The organism is Streptomyces rectiverticillatus (assembly GCF_013394065.1).
Taxonomy (GTDB): Bacteria; Actinomycetota; Actinomycetes; order Streptomycetales; family Streptomycetaceae; genus Streptomyces; species Streptomyces rectiverticillatus.
Genome location: NZ_CP040752.1, coordinates 1,984,011 through 2,001,586 on the forward strand (window position 1 = coordinate 1,984,011; position 17,576 = coordinate 2,001,586).

Here is a 17,576-nt window from a genome sequence, read left to right on the forward strand (position 1 = left end):
GTCGGTGCTGCCGGGGTGGCGCTAGGCGAGCCGGTTCGCGGTGTGCACGGCGCGCAGCACCGCCGCCGCCTTGTTGCGGCACTCCGCGTCCTCCGCCGCCGGGTCGGAGTCGGCGACGACGCCCGCGCCCGCCTGGACGTAGGCGGTGCCCTCCTTCAGGACGGCGGTGCGGATGGCGATGGCGGTGTCGGAGTCCCCGGCGAAGTCCAGGTAGCCGACGCAGCCGCCGTACAGGCCGCGGCGCGACGGCTCCAGCTCCTCGATGATCTGCATGGCGCGCGGCTTGGGCGCGCCCGAGAGCGTGCCGGCCGGGAAGCAGGCGGTGAGCACGTCGAAGGCGGTGCGCCCGGCGGCCAGGCGGCCGGTGACCGTGGAGACGATGTGCATCACGTGGCTGTAGCGCTCGATCGACATGAAGTCGACGACCTCGACGCTGCCGGGCTCGCAGACCCGTCCGAGGTCGTTGCGGCCGAGGTCGACGAGCATCAGGTGCTCGGCGCGCTCCTTGGCGTCGCCGAGGAGCTCCTCGGCGAGCGCGGCGTCCGCCTGCGGGGTGGCCCCGCGCGGCCGGGTGCCGGCGATGGGGTGCACCATGGCCTGCCCGTCCTCGACCTTGACGAGCGCCTCGGGGCTGGAGCCGACGACGTCGAAGCCGTCGAAGCGGAACAGGTACATGTACGGGCTCGGGTTCGTCGCCCGCAGCACGCGGTAGACGTCGAGCGCGGAGGCCGTGCAGGGCGTCTCGAAACGCTGCGAGGGCACGACCTGAAAGGCCTCGCCGGCGCGGATGCGCTCCTTGATGTCCTCGACGGCCGCCATGTAGTCCGGGCCGCCCCAGCGGGCGGTGTACCCGGGCAGCTCGGAGGGGGGCAGGGCCGTGGGGGCCGAGGGCGCGGGCCGGTGCAGGTCGGCGGCCATCGCGTCCAGCCGGGCGACGGCGTCGGCGTACGCCTCGTCCACTCCGGTCTCGAGGTCGTTTTGGTTGATCGCGTTGGCGATCAGCAGGACGGTGCCGTTCCAGTGGTCGAGGACGGCGAGGTCGGAGGTGAGGAGCATGGTGAGCTCGGGCAGGCCGAGGGGGTCGCGCCCCTCGCCGCCGTGCTCACCGATCTTCTCCAGGCGGCGGACGACGTCGTAGCCGAGGTAGCCCACCATGCCGCCGGTGAAGGGCGGCAGTCCGGCACCCTCTATGAGGTCGCGCGGGGTGTGCAGGGCGGCCACGGTGGCGCGCAGCGCCTCCAGCGGGTCGCCGCCGGTGGGCACGCCGACGGGAGGGGTGCCCAGCCAGTGGGTCGCCCCATCGCGCACGGTGAGGGTCGCGGCGCTGCGGACGCCCACGAAGGAGTAGCGCGACCAGGTGCGGCCGTTCTCCGCGGACTCCAGCAGGAAGGTGCCGGGGCGCTCGGCGGCGAGCTTGCGGTACAGGCCGACGGGGGTGTCGCCGTCGGCGAGGAAGCGCCGGGTGACCGGGATGACCCGGCGGTCCTTCGCGAGCGTACGGAAGGTGTCGGCGTCCGGGGCGATGTCACCGGTGGTCGTGGCAGCCATGGCAGCGGAGCCTACTTGCCCAGCGGGAGGACGTCGGCATCGAAACAGGTGCGGTCGCCTGTGTGGCAGGCGGCGCCCACCTGGTCGACCTTGACGAGGAGGGTGTCCTTGTCGCAGTCGAGGGCGACGGACTTCACGTGCTGGACGTGTCCGGACGTGTCGCCCTTGACCCAGTACTCCCGGCGGCTGCGGCTCCAGTAGGTGCAGCGGCCGGTGGTCAGGGTGCGGTGGAGCGCCTCGTCGTCCATCCAGCCGAGCATGAGCACCTCGCCGGTGTCGTACTGCTGGGCGATGGCGGGAATCAGCCCGTCGGCGCTGCGCTTGAGGCGCGCGGCGATGGCGGGGTCGAGGGAGGACGCGGGGGCGGTGTTGCCGGTCATGGGGTCCATTCTGCCGCGCGGCCCGGCCGGGACCCCCCGAACGGGCCTGTCAGTGGCGTACGGCATGCTTCGCCCATGAGTACTCCGCCCTCGAACTCCCCGCAGCCCCCCGGTGGCGGCGGTGGGTTCGGCCCGCCGCAGCAGTTCGGGCCGCCGTCGGCCCAGCCGCCCGCCCAGCCCTACGGACAGCCCCAAGCGCCGCAGGGATACGGCCAGCAGCCCGGCTTCGGTCAGCAGCCGGGTTTCGGCCAGTACGGCCAGCAACAGCAGTACGGACAGCAGTTCGGCCAGCCCATGCCGCCTCCGCCCCCGCCCTCGGGCGGCAACGGCGCGAAGGTCGCCGCGATCGTCATCGGCTGCGCCCTGGTGGTCGGCCTCATCGTGGGCGGCATCATGCTGACCGCCGGCGGTGACAAGGACGACAAGCCCACCGCCAAGCCGCAGAGCTCGTCGACCCCGTCGGCGGCGCCCTCCGCGCCGGCCGTGGACCCGGGCGGGCCGGGCGCGAACCCCTCCGGCCCGGAGCCGTCCTCCTCCGGTTCGCCGTCGGTCTCCCGCGTGCCGTACGTGGTGCTCAAGCCCGGCCAGTGCTTCGACCACCCGCGCATGAGCATCGGGATCACCGAGGTGAAGACGAAGCCGTGCAGCGGTCCGCATGACGGTGAGGTCATCGCCAACGAGACCCTGACCGGCAAGTTCGACACCGAGCTGGACATCCAGACCAAGGCCCGGGAGCTGTGCAAGAAGCAGGCGCAGACCCGCATGCGCTCCATAACCGACGGCAAGAACTACTACTCGTACGTGCTCTACCCGACCCCGGTCACCTACTCCCGCGGCCAGGACCAGATCACGTGTTCGATGACGCTGAGTGTCTCGCAGGGCGGCCAGAAGATGGACAAGCCGCTGCCCGAGTAGTCGCGGGGGCGTGGCACCGGCGGGGGGCCGGCCTTAGGGTGGCGCCATGTCGACCCACGCCCAGCGCGAACGTCTGTTCCTCGCCGACCTGTTGGAGTCGGCGGGCCCGAACGCCCCGACGCTCTGCGGCGGCTGGCGGGCCCGTGACCTCGCGGCCCACGTCGTGGTGCGCGAGCGCCGCGCCGACGCCGCCGCAGGGATCCTGCTCAAGCCCCTGGCCGCCCGCCTGGAGCGGGTGCAGGCGGAGTTCGCCGCCAAGCCCTACGAGGAGCTGATCCAGCTCATCCGCACCGGGCCGCCGCGGCTGTCGCCCTACGCCCTCAAGCAGATCGACGAGGCGGCGAACACGGTCGAGTTCTACGTGCACGCCGAGGACGTCCGCCGGGCCCAGCCGGACTGGGCCCCGCGCGAGGTCGACCCCGTCTTCGCGGACGCCCTGTGGACCCGGCTGGAGCGGGTGGCCCGGATGCTCGGCCGCAGATCGCCTGTCGGCCTGGTCCTGCGTCGCCCGGACGGCCGCACGGTGGTCGCCCAGCGCGGCGCGCCGGTGGTGACCGTCACCGGGGAGCCCGGCGAGCTGACCCTCTTCGCCTTCGGCCGCCAGGCGGCCGCCCGGGTGGAGCTGGACGGCGAAAAGGACGCGGTGGCCAAGGTGGAGGCGGCCAAGCTGGGAATCTGAGGTTCCGTGCCGGACCCGACTTCCGAAGAGGTGCCCTGCCATGGCGTACACCAGCAGACCCGCCCACTCCTCCCCCTCGCCCGCACCACCCCTGACCGGCTTCTCGCTGGGGATCCTGCTGCTCCGGATGATGCTCGGCCTCATCATGATGGGGCACGGCACGCAGAAGCTGTTCGGCTGGTTCGGCGGGCCGGGCCTCGACGGGGTCGCGAAGGGCTTCGAAGACTGGGGCTATCCCGCGCCGAAGGCGATGGCCGTCATCGCCGGCCTCAGCGAGACGCTGGGCGGCGCCGGCCTCTTCCTCGGCCTCCTCACCCCGCTGGCCGCGGCCGCCGTGCTGGGCACGATGGTCAATGCGCTCGGGGTGACGTGGGACGGGTTCTTCCTCCCGAAGGGCGTGGAGTTCACCCTGCTGGTCGCCGTCTCGGCGGCGGCGCTCGCGCTCACCGGTCCCGGGAGGTATTCGGCGGACGCGCACCTGCCGGTGCTGCGGCAGCACCGGCTGTCCTACGGGATCGCGGCGATCGCCCTCGCCCTGGTGGTCGGGGCGATCTTCCTCCTGATCCGCGACTAGCCTCCGGCGGGATCACGGGGGGCGTGCCGCTTCCGGTCGCGGCGGATTCCGCCGGACCCTCACCGTGGTGGTGTCGCTCCGTTGCGGCGGGCTCTTCTTTCCGCCGCAACGGAAAGGCCCTACCGGACCGGGTGGCCCGCCTCGCGCAAGGCCGTTTTGACGTCGGCGATCCGCAGGTCGCCGAAGTGGAAGACCGACGCGGCCAGGACCGCGTCCGCTCCCGCCGCCACCGCCGGAGCGAAGTGCTCAAGACGGCCCGCTCCGCCGCTCGCGATGACCGGCACCGTGACGTGCTTGCGCACGGCCTCGATCATCTCGGTGTCGTAGCCGTCCTTGGTGCCGTCGGCGTCCATGGAGTTCAGCAGGATCTCCCCGGCGCCGAGCTCCGCCGCGCGGTGGGCCCACTCGACGGCGTCGAGGCCGGTGCCACGGCGGCCGCCGTGGGTGGTGACCTCGAAGGTGCCCGAGGGCGTACGGCGGGCGTCGACCGACAGGACGAGGACCTGCCGGCCGAAGCGCTCGGCGATCTCCCGGACGAGCTCGGGTCGCTCGATGGCCGCCGTGTTGACGCCCACCTTGTCGGCACCGGCCCGCAGCAGCTTGTCGACGTCGGCCGCGGTGCGCACGCCGCCGCCGACGGTCAGCGGGATGAAGACCTGCTCGGCCGTGCGGCGGACCACGTCGTAGGTGGTCTCGCGGTTGCCGGAGGAGGCGGTGATGTCGAGGAAGGTCAGCTCGTCGGCGCCCTCCCGGTCGTACACCTTGGCCATTTCCACCGGGTCGCCCGCGTCGCGCAGGTTCTGGAAGTTGACGCCCTTGACGACACGGCCGTTGTCCACGTCCAGGCAGGGGATGACTCGGACCGCCAGGGTCATGTGCTCGTTGCTCCTCGGTACGCTTCCAGCTCTACTTCGACCAGCACGCGCGAGTCGACGAAGCCCGAGACGACGACCAGGGTCGCCGCCGGGCGGACCGCGTCGAAGAGCTCCTTGTGGGCACGGCCCACCGCGTCCACGTCTCGCGCGTGGGTCAGGTACATCCGGGTGCGGACGACGGCCTCGGGGCCGAGGCCGAACCGCTCCAGGGCGGCGAGGGCGTTGCCGAAGGCCGACCTGGCCTGTTCGTACGGATCGCCCTCGCCGTTCAGCACGGTGCCGGTGAACGGCATGGTGCCGGCCACCAGCACCCGGTCTCCCGCCGCGACGGCGCGCGCACAACCGAAGGCCTCTTCCCAGGGACTGTCGCTCTGCACACGCTGCACGGCTTCGGTCATACGGACACAGCCTCCAGGGCCTCTTCCAAGGTGAACGCCTTGGCGTAGAGGGCCTTTCCGACGATGGCGCCTTCCACACCCTCCGGTACCAGATTGGCGATCGCTCGCAGGTCGTCAAGGGACGAGACTCCGCCGGAGGCGACGACCGGCTTGTCGGTGGCCGCGCAGACGTTCTTCAGCAGCTCCAGGTTGGGGCCCTGGAGGGTGCCGTCCTTGGCGATGTCGGTGACGACGTAGCGGGCGCAGCCCTCGGCGTCGAGGCGGGCGAGGGTCTCGTAGAGGTCGCCGCCGTCGCGGGTCCAGCCGCGGCCGCGCAGGGTGGTGCCGCGGACGTCCAGGCCGACCGCGATCTTGTCGCCGTGCTCGGCGATGACCTTGGCGACCCACTCGGGGGTCTCCAGGGCGGCGGTGCCGAGGTTGACGCGGGTGCAGCCGGTGGCGAGGGCGGCGGCGAGCGAGGCGTCGTCGCGGATGCCGCCGGACAGCTCGACCTTGATGTCCATGGCCCCGGCCACCCGGGCGATGAGCTCGCGGTTGTCACCGGTGCCGAACGCGGCGTCCAGGTCGACCAGGTGGAGCCACTCGGCGCCCGAGCGCTGCCACTCCCGCGCGGCGGCGAGCGGCTCACCGTACGACGTCTCGGAACCGGACTCGCCGTGGACCAGCCGGACGGCCTGCCCGTCACGGACGTCGACGGCGGGGAGCAGTTCGAGGCGGTGCGTCATGAGTACGACCTTACGGTGGAGTTGAGGGTGGGCTGTGCGCCGCGCTCCGCCCGGGCGGAGACGGCGGGACGGCCGGTCACAGCGTCCCCAGCCAGTTGCGGAGCAGCGTCGCACCGGCGTCGCCGGACTTCTCGGGGTGGAACTGGGTGGCCCACAGGGGGCCGTTCTCCACGGCGGCCACGAAGGGCTCGCCGTGCGTGGCCCAGGTGACCTTGGGGGCGCGGATGTTGGGGTTGGTCACCTCCAGGCTCCACTCGCGCACCGCGTAGGAGTGCACGAAGTAGTAGCGGGTGTCCGCGTCGAGGCCGGCGAAGAGCCGGGAGTCCGCGGCGGGCGTGACGGTGTTCCAGCCCATGTGCGGGACGACGTCCGCCTTGAGGGGCTCGACGACGCCGGGCCACTCGTCCAGGCCCTCGGTCTCCACGCCGTGCTCGATGCCGCGCTCGAAGAGGACCTGCATGCCGACGCAGATGCCCATCACGGGGCGTCCGCCGGAGAGCCGGCGCCCGACGAGCCAGTCGCCGCGGGCGGCGCGCAGGCCCTGCATGCAGGCCGCGAACGCGCCGACGCCGGGGACGAGGACGCCGTCGGCGTTCATGGCCTTGTCGTAGTCGCCGGTGATCTCGACGTCCGCGCCGACGTGGGCGAGGGCGCGCTCGGCGGAGCGGACGTTGCCGAAGCCGTAGTCGAAGACGACGACCTTCTTCTGCGGGGCGCTCATGACCACAGTCCTTCGATGCGGAGGGTGCCGGCGGCCAGGCACATCGCGGCGCCTATCCCGAGCAGCACGACGATGCCCTTGGGCATGCCCTGCTTGAGGAAGGAGATGATGCCGCCGACCAGGAACAGGCCGACGACGATGAGCGTGGTGGACAGGCCGTTCACAGGGCACCCTTCGTGGAGGGGAGGATTCCGGCAGCGCGCGTATCGCGCTCGGACGCATAGCGCAGGGCCCGGGCGAGGGCCTTGAACTGGCACTCCACGATGTGGTGGGCGTTGCGCCCGTACGGGACGTGCACGTGCAGGGCGATCTGCGCCTGCGCGACGAAGGACTCCAGGATGTGCCGGGTCATCGTCGTGTCGTACGTGCCGATCATCGGCGCCATGTTCTCGGGCTCGGTGTGCACCAGGTAGGGGCGGCCGGAGAGGTCGACGGTGACCTGGGCGAGGGACTCGTCCAGCGGGACCGTGCAGTTGCCGAAGCGGTAGATGCCCACCTTGTCGCCGAGGGCCTGCCGGAAGGCGGCGCCCAGCGCGAGGGCGGTGTCCTCGATGGTGTGGTGGGTGTCGATGTGCAGGTCGCCGTCGGTCTTGACCGTGAGGTCGAAGAGGCCGTGGCGGCCGAGCTGGTCGAGCATGTGGTCGTAGAAGCCGACCCCGGTCGACACGTCGACCTGCCCGGTCCCGTCGAGATCGATCTCGACGAGAACGGAGGTCTCCTTGGTGGTGCGCTCTACGCGCCCAACGCGGCTCATCGTTCGTTCTCCTTCATTACTGCGCGAACCGCGTCGAGGAACGCGTCGTTCTCCTCCGGGGTGCCGGCGGTGACCCGCAGCCACCCCGGTACGCCGTTGTCCCGCACCAGCACGCCGTGGTCGAGGATGGCCCGCCACGCGGTGGGGCTGTCCTCGAACCGGCCGAACTGGACGAAGTTGGCGTCCGAGTCGGTCACCTCGCAGCCCATCGCGCGCAGCTCGGTGACCAGGCGGTCGCGCTCGTCCTTGAGCTGCTCGACGTAGCCCAGCAGCGTGTCCGTGTGCTCCAGGGCGGCCAGCGCCGTGGCCTGGGTGACGGCCGACAGGTGGTACGGCAGGCGGACGAGCTGGACGGCGTCGACCACGGCCGCGTCCGCGGCGAGGTAGCCGAGCCGGAGCCCGGCCGCGCCGAACGCCTTGGACATGGTGCGGGAGACGACGAGGTTCGGGCGGCCCTCGATGAGCGGCAGCAGCGAGGGATGGTGGCTGAACTCGCCGTAGGCCTCGTCGACGACCACGAGCGAGGGCCCGGCCGCCTGCGCGGCCTCGTACAGCCGCAGGACCGTCTCCGCGCCGACCGCCGTGCCCGTGGGGTTGTTGGGCGAGCAGACGAAGACGACGTTCGGCCGGTGCTCGGCGATGGCGCGCTCGGCCGCCTCCACGTCGATGGTGAAGTCGTCGCGGCGGGGGCCGGAGATCCAGCCGGTGCCGGTGCCGCGCGAGATCAGGGCGTGCATCGAGTAGGAGGGCTCGAAGCCGATCGCGGTGCGGCCGGGCCCGCCGAAGGTCTGCAGCAGCTGCTGGATGACCTCGTTGGAGCCGTTGGCCGCCCACACCTGCCGCATGGTGACCTCGTGCCCGGCGGTGCGGGTGAGGTACTTCGCCAGCTCGGTGCGGAGCTCGACCGCATCCCGGTCGGGATAGCGGTTGAGGTGCCGTGCGGCCTCGGCGACGCGCTCGGCGATGCGGGCGACGAGGGGCTCGGGCAGCGGGTAGGGGTTCTCGTTGGTGTTCAGGCGTACGGGCACGTCCAGCTGGGGGGCGCCGTACGGGGACTTGCCGCGCAGTTCGTCCCGGATGGGGAGATCGTCGATACGGGTCACGTGCGTCACTTGCCGTCCGGAACCTTCCAGTCGAACCTCGCCTTGACCGCGGCTCCGTGCGCCGGCAGGTCCTCCGCCTCGGCGAGGGTCACCACGTGGCCCGCGACCTCGGCCAGGGCCTCCCGGGTGTAGTCCACGACGTGGATGCCGCGCAGGAAGCTCTGGACGGAGAGGCCGGAGGAGTGGCACGCGCAGCCGCCGGTGGGCAGCACGTGGTTGGAGCCGGCGGCGTAGTCGCCGAGCGAGACGGGTGCGTACGGGCCGACGAAGATCGCGCCGGCGTTCTGCACGCGGGCGGCGACGGCCGCGGCGTCGGCGGTCTGGATCTCCAGGTGCTCGGCCCCGTAGGCGTCGACGACGGCGAGGCCGTGGTCGACGGAGTCCACCAGGACGATGCCGGACTGGCGGCCGCCGAGCGCGGGCACGATCCGGTCCTCGATGTGCCGGGTCATGGCGACCTGGGTCTCGAGCTCCTTCTCCACCGCGTTCGCGAGGTCCTCGGAGTCGGTGACGAGGACGGAGGCGGCCAGCGGGTCGTGCTCGGCCTGGCTGATCAGGTCGGCGGCGACGTGCACGGGGTCGGCGGTGGCGTCCGCGAGGATGGCGATCTCGGTGGGGCCGGCCTCGGCGTCGATGCCGATGCGGCCCTTGAGCAGCCGCTTGGCGGCGGCGACCCAGATGTTGCCCGGGCCGGTGACCATGTTGACCGGGCGGCACTCCTCGGTGCCGTAGGCGAACATGGCGACGGCCTGGGCGCCGCCCGCGGCGTACACCTCGTCGACGCCCAGCAGCGCGCAGGCGGCCAGGATCGTGGGGTGCGGCAGGCCGCCGAAGCCTGCCTGGGGCGGGGAGGAGACGGCCATGGAGCCGACGCCGGCCTCCTGGGCCGGCACCACGTTCATGATCACGGACGAGGGGTAGACGGACCGGCCGCCCGGGACGTACAGCCCGACGCGCTGGACGGGCACCCAGCGCTCGGTGACCGTGCCGCCGGGCACGACCTGGACGGTCTTGTCGGTGCGGCGCTGCTCGCGGTGGACGATCCGGGCGCGGCGGATGGACTCCTCCAGCGCGGCGCGCACGGCGGGGTCGAGCTCTTCGAGGGCGCGGGTGATCGCCTCGGCGGGGACCCGGATCCGGTCGAGCGTGACGCCGTCGAACCGATGCGCGTAGTCGATCAGGGCCGCGGTACCGCGATGATGCACGTCCTCGCAGATGGGCCGCACCTTCTCCAGGGCGGCCTCGACGTCGAGTTCGGCTCGGGGCAGCAGGTCGCGGTCGACGCCGGCCTCGGGGGAACCCGGGGCGGAGGCGGAACCGCGCAGATCGATTCGGGAGATCACACGGTAATTGTCTCAGACCCGTCCCGTCGCACGGCGCCCCGTACCACTCAGTGGTACGGGAGTTTCACCGAGAGTGTTCAATCGGTCACGCGTTTGGGAAGGGAGACAGTACACCGAGGTGTACGGGACGGGAGGGGGTACGGAGCGTGACCGACCCGACGGACGGCGACCCGCCTGCGGAGCTCGATCTGACGCCCCCCGAGCGGGCCATGTGGGAGGCCTTCCGCCGCGGCGGCACCCACGACCTGCGCACTCCCCGCCCCGAGTGGAACGATCCGCGCGCGCCGCACGCGTGGGGACCCGGGCGCAGCGTGCGGGCCCGGCTCGTGGCCCTCCTCCTGCTGGACGGCCCGCCCGCGCTGCCCGGCCGCGTCTGTGCCCTCAAGCTCAACGGCGTGCAGATCACCGGCCAGCTCGACCTGTCGGGAGGCACGGTCGTGCCGTACGTCGAGATGCACAACTGCCGCTTCGAGCAGGAGGTGCTGCTGCCCGAGAGCCAGTTCACGACGCTGCGGCTGGTCGCCTGCGCCCTGCCCCGGCTGGAGGCCGCCCGGCTGCGCACCGAGGGCGATCTGCACCTGCCGCGGTGCGCCGTCGAGCGCGGCATACGGCTCACCGACGCCCAGATAGGCACCGACCTGCTGCTCAACCAGCTGGTGGTGCGCGCGGACCGGCGCGGGGTGTCCATCGCCGCCGATGGCATCAGCGTCGGGCAGGACCTGCAGGCCGAGATGATGCGCTCGTTCGGCGAGCTGAGCATGCGGGCCGCCACGATAGGGGTCTCCTTGAGCCTGCGCGGCTCCACGCTGAGCAATCCGCAGGGGCGGCGCGCGCTCAACGCCCCGCAGCTGACCGTGGAGCGCACCCTCTATCTGACCGGGGCCGGGGTCGGCGGCTATCCGTTCGCCACCGGCGCCACTCCCCCCTACGGCATCACCACCACCCCGCAGCACGGCGTCCGCACCCAGGCCTTCGAGTGCCGCGGCGGGGTCCGCCTCGACGACGGCCGGTTCGGCGACGCCGTCGACTTCAGCCAGGCCCGGTTCGTCCTGGAGTCCGACCAGGAGCTGTCGCTGCGCCGCGTCCAGACCCCCGAGCTGCGCTTCCTCGGCGAATGGGTCCAGCGGGGCCGGGTGGTGCTCTCCGGGGCCCGCGTCTCCAACCTGGTCGACCGCTACGCGAGCTGGCCCGGCCCGGGCAATCTGGTGATGGCGGGCTTCTCCTACGAGACGCTGATACCGCTCGGCCACTTCCCCCTCGCCCTGCGCCTGGAATGGGTGGCCGCGGCCACGCCCGAATACGCCCCCGAGCCGTACGAGCAGCTGGCCGGCGCCCTGCGCGGCAGCGGCGAGGACGCCGACGCCCGCGCCGTCCTGCTCGCCAAGCAGCGGCGCCGCCGCGAGACCCTCCCCCCGGCCGGCAAGGCCTGGGGCTATCTGCAGGACTGGACGGTGGCCTACGGCTACCGCCCCGGGCGGGCGGCCGTGTGGATGGCCGTGCTGTGGGCGGCCGCCACGGTCTACTTCACCTGGCGGCCCGTGCCGCCGCTGAAGGAGGGCGAAGGCCCCGCCTGGAGCCCCGAGCTCTACGCCCTCGACCTGCTCGTCCCCGTCATCGACCTGGGACAGGGCGGCGCCTGGCGGCCCACCGGCGCCACGCAGTGGGTGGTGACCGCACTCATCCTGCTGGGCTGGGTGCTCGCGACGACCGTGGCGGCCGGGGCGTCCCGGCTGCTGCGCCGGCAGTGAACGCCGGGGCGGCATCGCTGCACAGGCCATTAGGCTTACCGGCTGTGACCACCGCGCGCCTGCCCCTCTTCCCGCTGAACTCGGTGCTGTTCCCTGGGCTCGTCCTGCCCCTGAACGTCTTCGAACAGCGGTACCGCGCGCTGATGCGCGACCTGTCGGCGCTCCCGGAGGAGGAACCGCGCCGCTTCGGCGTCGTCGCCATCCGCGACGGCAGCGAGGTCGCGCCCACGGCGCCCGGGCTGCCCGAGGGCGCCCGCCCCGAGCCCGGCCCCGCCTCCGGCTTCGGCCCCGACCCCCGCAAGGCGTTCCACGCCGTGGGCTGCGTGGCCGAGGCGGCGACGATCCGCGAGCGCTCCGACGGCACGTACGAGGTCCTCGCCACCGGCACCACCCGCTTCCGCCTGCTGTCGGTCGACGCCTCCGGCCCCTATCTGACCGGCGAGGTCGAGGACATCGAGGAGGAGCAGGGCGAAGGGGCGGGCGCGCTCGCCTCCGGGGTCGTCCGCGCCTTCCGCGCCTACCAGAAGCGGCTCGCCGGGGCCACCGAGCGCACGCTCGCCGGGCAGAGCGACCTGCCGGGCGAGCCGTCCGTCCTCTCCTACCTGGTCGCCGCCGCGGCGATGCTCGACACCCCCGCCAAGCAGCGGCTCCTGGAGACGCCGGACACGGCCACGCGGCTCGCGCGCGAGCTGAAACTGCTGCGCACCGAGACCGCGGTGATCGGTAAGCTCCCCTCGCTGCCGGCCGTCGACTTCACCCGGCGGCCCACGAACCCCAACTGACCGGACGGGACGCACCCTTGGCACGCAAGGCCGGCAAACAGCAGCCGGGCTCGACCCCGGCGATCGTCGCCCTGGAGAAGGCGGGAGCCGCCTTCTCCGTGCACTCCTACGCCCACGACCCGGCGGCCCCGTCCTACGGCGAGGAGGCCGCGGAGGCGCTCGGGCGCGATCCCGCGCAGGTCTTCAAGACGCTCGTCGCCGAGGTCGACGGCGCCCTGACCGTGGCCGTCGTGCCCGTCTCCGGCTCGCTCGACCTCAAGGCGCTGGCGGCGGCGGTCGGCGGCAAGCGGGCGGCCATGGCCGATCCGGCGGCCGCCGAGCGCACCACGGGGTACGTACGGGGCGGTATCTCCCCGCTCGGGCAGCGCCGGCGCCTGCCGACCGCGCTGGACGCCTCCGCGCGCTCCCACGCGACCATCTGCGTCTCGGCGGGGCGGCGCGGCCTGGAGGTCGAGCTCTCCCCCGCCGACCTGGCGGCTCTCACGGGCGCGGTGATCGCGCCCATCACCCGCGCGTGACCCTGCGGGCGCCGGGGGTCTGGACGGCCGCCCGTCCCTCGACTACGACCGTGGGGAGCGGGCCGCCGTACGTGCGGCCCGCGACTCGGGAGGGACGCCCATGTCGAAGCGCACCCGCAAGCGCCGCTGGCGGCTGAAGAAGAACCGCGCCAACCACGGCCGCAGGCCGGCGTAGGCCCTCGCCGGGCCGGCCTGGAATCCGACAGCCGGCCGGCTCGGCACCTCCGGGTCCCGGCCCTCCGCAGGAGGAAACGGTGAAAGGGCGGGCCCGGGGCGACCCCCTCCGCCGCAACGGCGCTGAGCCGCACGCATACGCATCCGGCGGTTCCGGAGCCGGCTCAGGCCTGAACGTCCGGCTCCCCCGACGTCCAGTGCGGCTCCGGCTCGGGATCGCGGGGGCCGAACAGAGCCGTCAAGACCAGGTGCACCGCCATCGCCGCCAGCGGCCACGCCAGCAGCGCGCCCTTGGCCGCGAGCTTGAGCGGGGCGTCGAAGACGACACCGCGCCCCGCCGCGCGGGCGGCCGCCACCACGTCCGTCGACGGGCCGAGCGCAGCGCCCACGCGCCAGGCGATCACCGAGGCGACCAGGGAGCCGGCCGCGAGGCCGATGACCAGCGGCAGGCCCCCGCGGCGGCGGAGCAGGAAGACGACCGCGCCGCTCAACGCGCCGAACCCGAGCGCCAGCAGCACGAACGTGCTGTCGGCGCCGATCGCCTGCTCCCCTTCGCTGTTCTTGAGGTACACCGCCTTGCCGTCCGAGATCAGCGGCACGCGCGGCGCCAGCCACACCCACAGCAGCCCGAGCAGCACTCCGGCGACGGCCACCGCCGCGGCGACGACCGCGGCCTGCCGCGCCTCGGTGCGGAGCTCCTCCCGGTCGGCGGAGAGAACGGCGGGGCTGTCCCCGGCGGGCTGCTCGTCGGCGGGCTGCTTGTCGGCAGGCTGCTCGTCGGCGGGCGGGTCATGCGGTGTCAGGGGTGCGCTCACCCTGTCATCGTGCCAGGTCGGGGCGGCCGGGCCCGCGGCAGGACGGTGCGGGCGCGTCACCGCACGGCCGCCCGGCGGTACGCCCAGGTCGCCGCGGCCAGCGACACCACGCCGACGGCGGCGCACACGCCGAGGTCGGCCGCGACCAGGGCCCAGTCGGGGCTCGCGTCGAAGCTGCGGGCCAGCGCCTCCACCCCGTACGTGGAGGGCAGCAGGTCACGGGCGTAGGAGATGGGCGCGGGCATGCGGGCGGCGGGCAGCACGCCCAGCAGCAGCGCGGCCGACATGCCCAGCTGCCCGCAGAGCGTGGCCAGCTCCTGCCGGGGGGCGAGCAGGCCGAGGGCCGCGCCGAGCCCGGCGAGGGCGGCGCCGGAGAGGGGGATCACCGCGGCGAGCACCCACAGGTGCCCCATCGGCAGGTCGAAGAGCACGCTGCCGACGACCGCGGTGACGGCCGTGCCGGGCACGGTGAAGGAGGCGTACGCGCCCGCGGCGCCGAGGACCACGGCCGCGGGCGGCACCGGCAGCGTCGCGTAGTGGTCCAGGCCGCCGCCGGCGCGCAGCTGCCCGAAGTACTGGGCGAGGAGGTTGAGGGCGACGAAGGCCACGACGAGCACGCTGGAGCCGGCCACGACGGCCCGCGCCTCGTCGCCGCCGTCCACCACCCCGCGCATCATGATCATGATGCCGACGGACTGGAACGTGGCCACGAAGAGCAGCGGGATACGCGCCACCTTGGCCCGCGAGAGCTGCGCGCGGTACACGGCGGCCAGGGCGGGCAGCAGCTTCGCCCTGGGCGCGAGCGGGGCGGCGCCTTCGCCGCCGGACCGCGGCCGGGAGTCGCTCCCGGTCCGGACCGCCCCGGACACCGCCTCTGCGGATACAGCACTCACCCGGCACAGCTCCTGTTCGGTCGGGTCCGGTGACCCCTTCTCGCCCTCGCCCCGGTCGGCACCGTCACGCCTTCACCAGCCCGTCCGCGCGGCCGCCGAGCGCCAGGTACACATCCTCCAGGCTCGGTGTGGTCAGCGTGAAGTCGTCGAGCGCGGCGAAGGCGGGCCCGCCGGTCACGGCGGCGACGGCCGCGCGCGCCTCGGCGGGGGCGAGCCGCAGCGTCCAGCGGCGCCCCGCGGCGTGCGCGGCTTCGCGCAGCGCGGCGACCTCGGGGACGTTCAGCGGGGCCTCGTCGCGCCAGACGAGCTCGACGCGGACCTCGTCGCCGACGAGCTCCTTCAGCCCCGCGGGGGTGTCGCAGGCGATGATGCGTCCGCGCTCCAGCACGGCGACGCGGTCGAGGACGGTCTCGGCCTCGATGACGTTGTGGGTGACGAGCAGGACGGTCGCGCCGCGCTCGGCGCGCCGCCGGTCGACGGCGGCCCAGACGGCGCGGCGGGCCACGGGGTCCATGCCGGCGGTGGGTTCGTCGAGGACGAGCACGGGCCGGTCGCCGACGAGCGCGGCGGCGAAGCAGGCCAGCCGGCGCTGGCCGCCGGAGAGCTTCTTCAGTGCGCGCCCGGCGAGGTCCGTCAGGCCCAGCTCCTCGAGGACGGCGTCGCGCTCGGCGCGGGCGGCGCGCAGGCCGAGGCCGCGCAGCCGGCCGGTGGTCTCGGCGGCGAGGGAGACCGTCAGCTCGTCGAGCGCGGTCGACTCCTGGCCGAGGTAGCCGACGAGCCGGGCGGCGCGCTCGGGGTGGCGCACGAGGTCGTGGCCGAGGAGCTCGACGCTGCCCTCGTCGGGCCGGAGCAGGCCGGTCAGCTGGCGCACCAGGGTGGACTTGCCGGCTCCGTTGGGGCCGAGCAGTCCGAAGATCTCGCCGCGCCGGACCTCCAGGTCGATGCCGTCGCTGGCGCGCACGGCCGCGGTCCCGGGCGCGCCGCGGCGGCCGCGCGCGGCGGGGTAGGTCTTGACCAGGCCGCGCACGGTGCACACCGTGACGGCTGCCGCCGCCTCATTCACGCCCGTCCTCACGAGCTATGAGGGTACGCGGTTGGGCTCGCGCCCCGGCCGTTGGGGCGCCCGAAGGCGGGGTGTGGTGCCGTCAGTCGCCCACCGGCGCCTTCTCCGCGGCCGTGCGCGCGTCGATTTCGCGCCAGAATCCGGCACGGATCGCATAGCGGTCGTGCTCGTCGATCTGGTCGTCCTTGTGGGCGAGGAGGCCGAACCGGGCGGCGTAGCGGAGCAGCTCGCCGTCGATGCGGTGCGGGATGCGCGGGTACTCCGTGGAGAGGTGCTGCAGGTGGACGGCGTCGGTGAGGCGCTCGGCCCAGCGCCGGGCGAAGACCTGGCCGACCTCGAAGGGGTCGCCGCCGACGGTGGTGATGTCCTCCTCGCGGTCCGCCCAGCGCTGCTCGGCGCTGGTGAGCTGGGCGAGCATCGGCAGGGAGGCGGTTTCGGGGGGCTCGCCGAGCCCGGTGCCGGTGCCGCGCTCGATCCAGCCCTTGTCGGAGGACCAGCGCAGGGTGGCGTTGGCGGCGAGGGCGCCGCCCTGGCCGCCGCCCTGGCCCGGCTGCCCGCCGGGGCCGGACTGGGCCGCGGCGGGCTGGCCGGCGGGGCCACGGCCGAGGATGGCGAGGTCTTTGGGGGTGGGCACACCCCGGGCGGCGGGGGCCTCCGGCGCGTCCTGCTCGTCGCGCTCGCCGTCGGTGCCGGGGGCCGCGGCGGGCCGGGAGCCGTTGCGCTCGGCGGGGACCGGCTCGGCCTGGCGGGGGGACGGGGCCGCGCCCGCCCCTGCGGTCTCGGGGAGGGGGGCGGAGAGGATCGCGGCGATCTCGGGGCGGGGCGCGGGCTGCGGGGCGCAGGGCCCGGTGAGCTCCTTGGCGCGGACGGCGCGGGTGATCCACGTGCGGTCGAGGACGCGGCGCTCGTCGGCCTCGGCGACGAGGTCCTCGGACTGGTTGTAGTCGCCGTCGGCGGCCTGGACGGCCCACAGGTGGACGGCGACGCCGTGCTCCTTGGCGGACATCAGGCCCGGGAGGAGGTCGCCGTCGCCGGTGACGAGCACGATGTCGGAGCAGGCCCGGTTGCGGGCGAGCTCGGTGAGCTCGGCGTGCATGGCGGCGTCGACGCCCTTCTGCGCCCAGCGGCCGTCGCTGCGGGTCAGGGCCCCCAGCCGGACGGTGACGCGGGGCATGACGCGCAGCCTGCGGTGCTCGGGCTGGGGCACCCGGTCGGGCGCGCCGTCGAACCAGTAGATCCTCAGCAGGGGCTGCTCGGTCTCGGCCTCGGCGCGCTCACGCAGCCCCTGGATGAGGATCGCGTGGTCGACGGAGATACGGGACCGGGCGGGCTCGCCGGCCAGCAGGCTCGCGGCGGCGCCCAGCAGGTACCCGGCGTCCACCAGGACGACGCAGCGGTCCACGTTCCACCCTCTTTCTGTGCGTGCAGAAATTGCGGTCGCCCCCCGGCACGGCAGTGCCCCGGTTCTCCTCGGCTTTCCCTGGAGTCTGCCCGACCGTGCGGGGGTTATCAGTCCGAACTGGATCTTCGGCGTGGCGGATACGCCTTCCCGGCGGTAAGTGCACGGA

General features: G+C 73.7%; 21 protein-coding genes. 7 read left to right on the top strand and 14 right to left on the bottom strand.

Translation table 11 applies throughout. The features are described 5' to 3' along the window. Nucleotides 1-21: 21 nt before the first annotated feature. Complete coding sequence (locus FGW37_RS08410) at nt 22-1,548, bottom strand: anthranilate synthase component I (protein WP_179080498.1); 1,527 nt, start codon at nt 1,546-1,548, stop codon at nt 22-24. 11 nt (nt 1,549-1,559) lie between these two features. After that, the gene (hisI, locus tag FGW37_RS08415) at nt 1,560-1,928 is read right to left on the bottom strand and encodes a phosphoribosyl-AMP cyclohydrolase (protein ID WP_058044862.1); all 369 of its coding nucleotides are present in this window, start codon (nt 1,926-1,928) and stop codon (nt 1,560-1,562) included. Nucleotides 1,929-2,003: 75 nt separating this feature from the next. On the opposite strand from hisI, the gene FGW37_RS08420 reads away from it, so the two are divergent. From FGW37_RS08420 to FGW37_RS08430, 3 genes are read left to right on the top strand one after another with little or no spacing between them, the layout of a single operon-like run. Next, on the top strand, nt 2,004-2,843 hold the full coding sequence (locus FGW37_RS08420) for a hypothetical protein (protein ID WP_179080499.1): 840 nt from the start codon (nt 2,004-2,006) through the stop codon (nt 2,841-2,843). A 46-nt stretch (nt 2,844-2,889) separates the two neighbouring features. Next, complete coding sequence (locus FGW37_RS08425) at nt 2,890-3,522, top strand: TIGR03085 family metal-binding protein (protein WP_179080500.1); 633 nt, start codon at nt 2,890-2,892, stop codon at nt 3,520-3,522. A gap of 40 nt (nt 3,523-3,562) precedes the next feature. After that, nucleotides 3,563-4,096, top strand: coding sequence for a DoxX family protein (locus tag FGW37_RS08430; protein WP_179080501.1), 534 nt, complete (start codon nt 3,563-3,565; stop codon nt 4,094-4,096). 119 nt (nt 4,097-4,215) lie between these two features. Here FGW37_RS08430 and hisF read toward each other — a convergent pair whose 3' ends face one another. The 8 genes from hisF to hisD form a co-directional block, all read right to left on the bottom strand. Continuing rightward, the gene (gene hisF / locus FGW37_RS08435) at nt 4,216-4,971 is read right to left on the bottom strand and encodes an imidazole glycerol phosphate synthase subunit HisF (RefSeq protein WP_179080502.1); all 756 of its coding nucleotides are present in this window, start codon (nt 4,969-4,971) and stop codon (nt 4,216-4,218) included. Further along, complete coding sequence (locus tag FGW37_RS08440; RefSeq protein ID WP_179080503.1) at nt 4,968-5,369, bottom strand: RidA family protein; 402 nt, start codon at nt 5,367-5,369, stop codon at nt 4,968-4,970. The genes hisF and FGW37_RS08440 overlap by 4 nt, the downstream gene beginning before the upstream one ends. Further along, a complete protein-coding gene (priA, locus tag FGW37_RS08445) occupies nt 5,366-6,094 on the bottom strand; it encodes a bifunctional 1-(5-phosphoribosyl)-5-((5-phosphoribosylamino)methylideneamino)imidazole-4-carboxamide isomerase/phosphoribosylanthranilate isomerase PriA (protein ID WP_179080504.1) in 729 nt (242 codons plus the stop codon). The genes FGW37_RS08440 and priA overlap by 4 nt, the downstream gene beginning before the upstream one ends. A 76-nt stretch (nt 6,095-6,170) precedes the next feature. Beyond that, complete coding sequence (gene hisH / locus FGW37_RS08450) at nt 6,171-6,815, bottom strand: imidazole glycerol phosphate synthase subunit HisH (protein ID WP_179080505.1); 645 nt, start codon at nt 6,813-6,815, stop codon at nt 6,171-6,173. Further along, nucleotides 6,812-6,979 (bottom strand): hypothetical protein, encoded by a 168-nt coding sequence (locus tag FGW37_RS08455; protein WP_179080506.1) that lies wholly within the window; start codon nt 6,977-6,979, stop codon nt 6,812-6,814. Before FGW37_RS08455 ends, hisH begins: the two co-directional genes overlap by 4 nt. Continuing rightward, nucleotides 6,976-7,569: an imidazoleglycerol-phosphate dehydratase HisB gene (gene hisB / locus FGW37_RS08460; RefSeq protein ID WP_179080507.1), complete on the bottom strand. Its 594-nt coding sequence runs from the start codon at nt 7,567-7,569 to the stop codon at nt 6,976-6,978. Before hisB ends, FGW37_RS08455 begins: the two co-directional genes overlap by 4 nt. After that, nucleotides 7,566-8,672 carry a histidinol-phosphate transaminase gene (locus FGW37_RS08465; protein WP_179084578.1) on the bottom strand — a complete coding sequence of 369 codons (1,107 nt, stop codon included), beginning with the start codon at nt 8,670-8,672 and terminating at the stop codon, nt 7,566-7,568. Before FGW37_RS08465 ends, hisB begins: the two co-directional genes overlap by 4 nt. 5 nt (nt 8,673-8,677) lie before the next feature. After that, a complete protein-coding gene (gene hisD / locus FGW37_RS08470; RefSeq protein ID WP_179080508.1) occupies nt 8,678-10,015 on the bottom strand; it encodes a histidinol dehydrogenase in 1,338 nt (445 codons plus the stop codon). A gap of 146 nt (nt 10,016-10,161) precedes the next feature. On the opposite strand from hisD, the gene FGW37_RS08475 reads away from it, so the two are divergent. From FGW37_RS08475 to FGW37_RS34315, 4 genes are all read left to right on the top strand, one after another. Beyond that, nucleotides 10,162-11,763: an oxidoreductase gene (locus FGW37_RS08475; protein ID WP_179080509.1), complete on the top strand. Its 1,602-nt coding sequence runs from the start codon at nt 10,162-10,164 to the stop codon at nt 11,761-11,763. Nucleotides 11,764-11,807: 44 nt separating this feature from the next. Continuing rightward, complete coding sequence (locus tag FGW37_RS08480; protein WP_179080510.1) at nt 11,808-12,545, top strand: LON peptidase substrate-binding domain-containing protein; 738 nt, start codon at nt 11,808-11,810, stop codon at nt 12,543-12,545. Nucleotides 12,546-12,562: 17 nt separating this feature from the next. Next, nucleotides 12,563-13,063: a Cys-tRNA(Pro) deacylase gene (gene ybaK / locus FGW37_RS08485; RefSeq protein ID WP_179080511.1), complete on the top strand. Its 501-nt coding sequence runs from the start codon at nt 12,563-12,565 to the stop codon at nt 13,061-13,063. A gap of 100 nt (nt 13,064-13,163) precedes the next feature. After that, nucleotides 13,164-13,238 carry a 50S ribosomal protein bL37 gene (locus FGW37_RS34315; RefSeq protein ID WP_430542707.1) on the top strand — a complete coding sequence of 25 codons (75 nt, stop codon included), beginning with the start codon at nt 13,164-13,166 and terminating at the stop codon, nt 13,236-13,238. 163 nt (nt 13,239-13,401) lie between these two features. Here the strand turns inward: FGW37_RS34315 and FGW37_RS08490 are convergent, their stop codons facing one another. The 4 genes from FGW37_RS08490 to FGW37_RS08505 form a co-directional block, all read right to left on the bottom strand. Next, nucleotides 13,402-14,052, bottom strand: a complete 651-nt coding sequence (locus FGW37_RS08490; protein WP_246430314.1) for an ABC transporter permease — start codon at nt 14,050-14,052, stop codon at nt 13,402-13,404. A 56-nt stretch (nt 14,053-14,108) separates the two neighbouring features. Next, nucleotides 14,109-14,945 carry an ABC transporter permease gene (locus FGW37_RS08495; protein ID WP_179080512.1) on the bottom strand — a complete coding sequence of 279 codons (837 nt, stop codon included), beginning with the start codon at nt 14,943-14,945 and terminating at the stop codon, nt 14,109-14,111. 64 nt (nt 14,946-15,009) lie between these two features. Then, entirely contained in the window at nt 15,010-15,981 is a 972-nt protein-coding gene (locus tag FGW37_RS08500; protein ID WP_179084580.1) for an ABC transporter ATP-binding protein, read from the bottom strand. A 109-nt stretch (nt 15,982-16,090) separates the two neighbouring features. Beyond that, nucleotides 16,091-17,410, bottom strand: a complete 1,320-nt coding sequence (locus FGW37_RS08505) for an NYN domain-containing protein (RefSeq protein ID WP_179080513.1) — start codon at nt 17,408-17,410, stop codon at nt 16,091-16,093. Between the last annotated feature and the right edge of the window lie 166 nt (nt 17,411-17,576).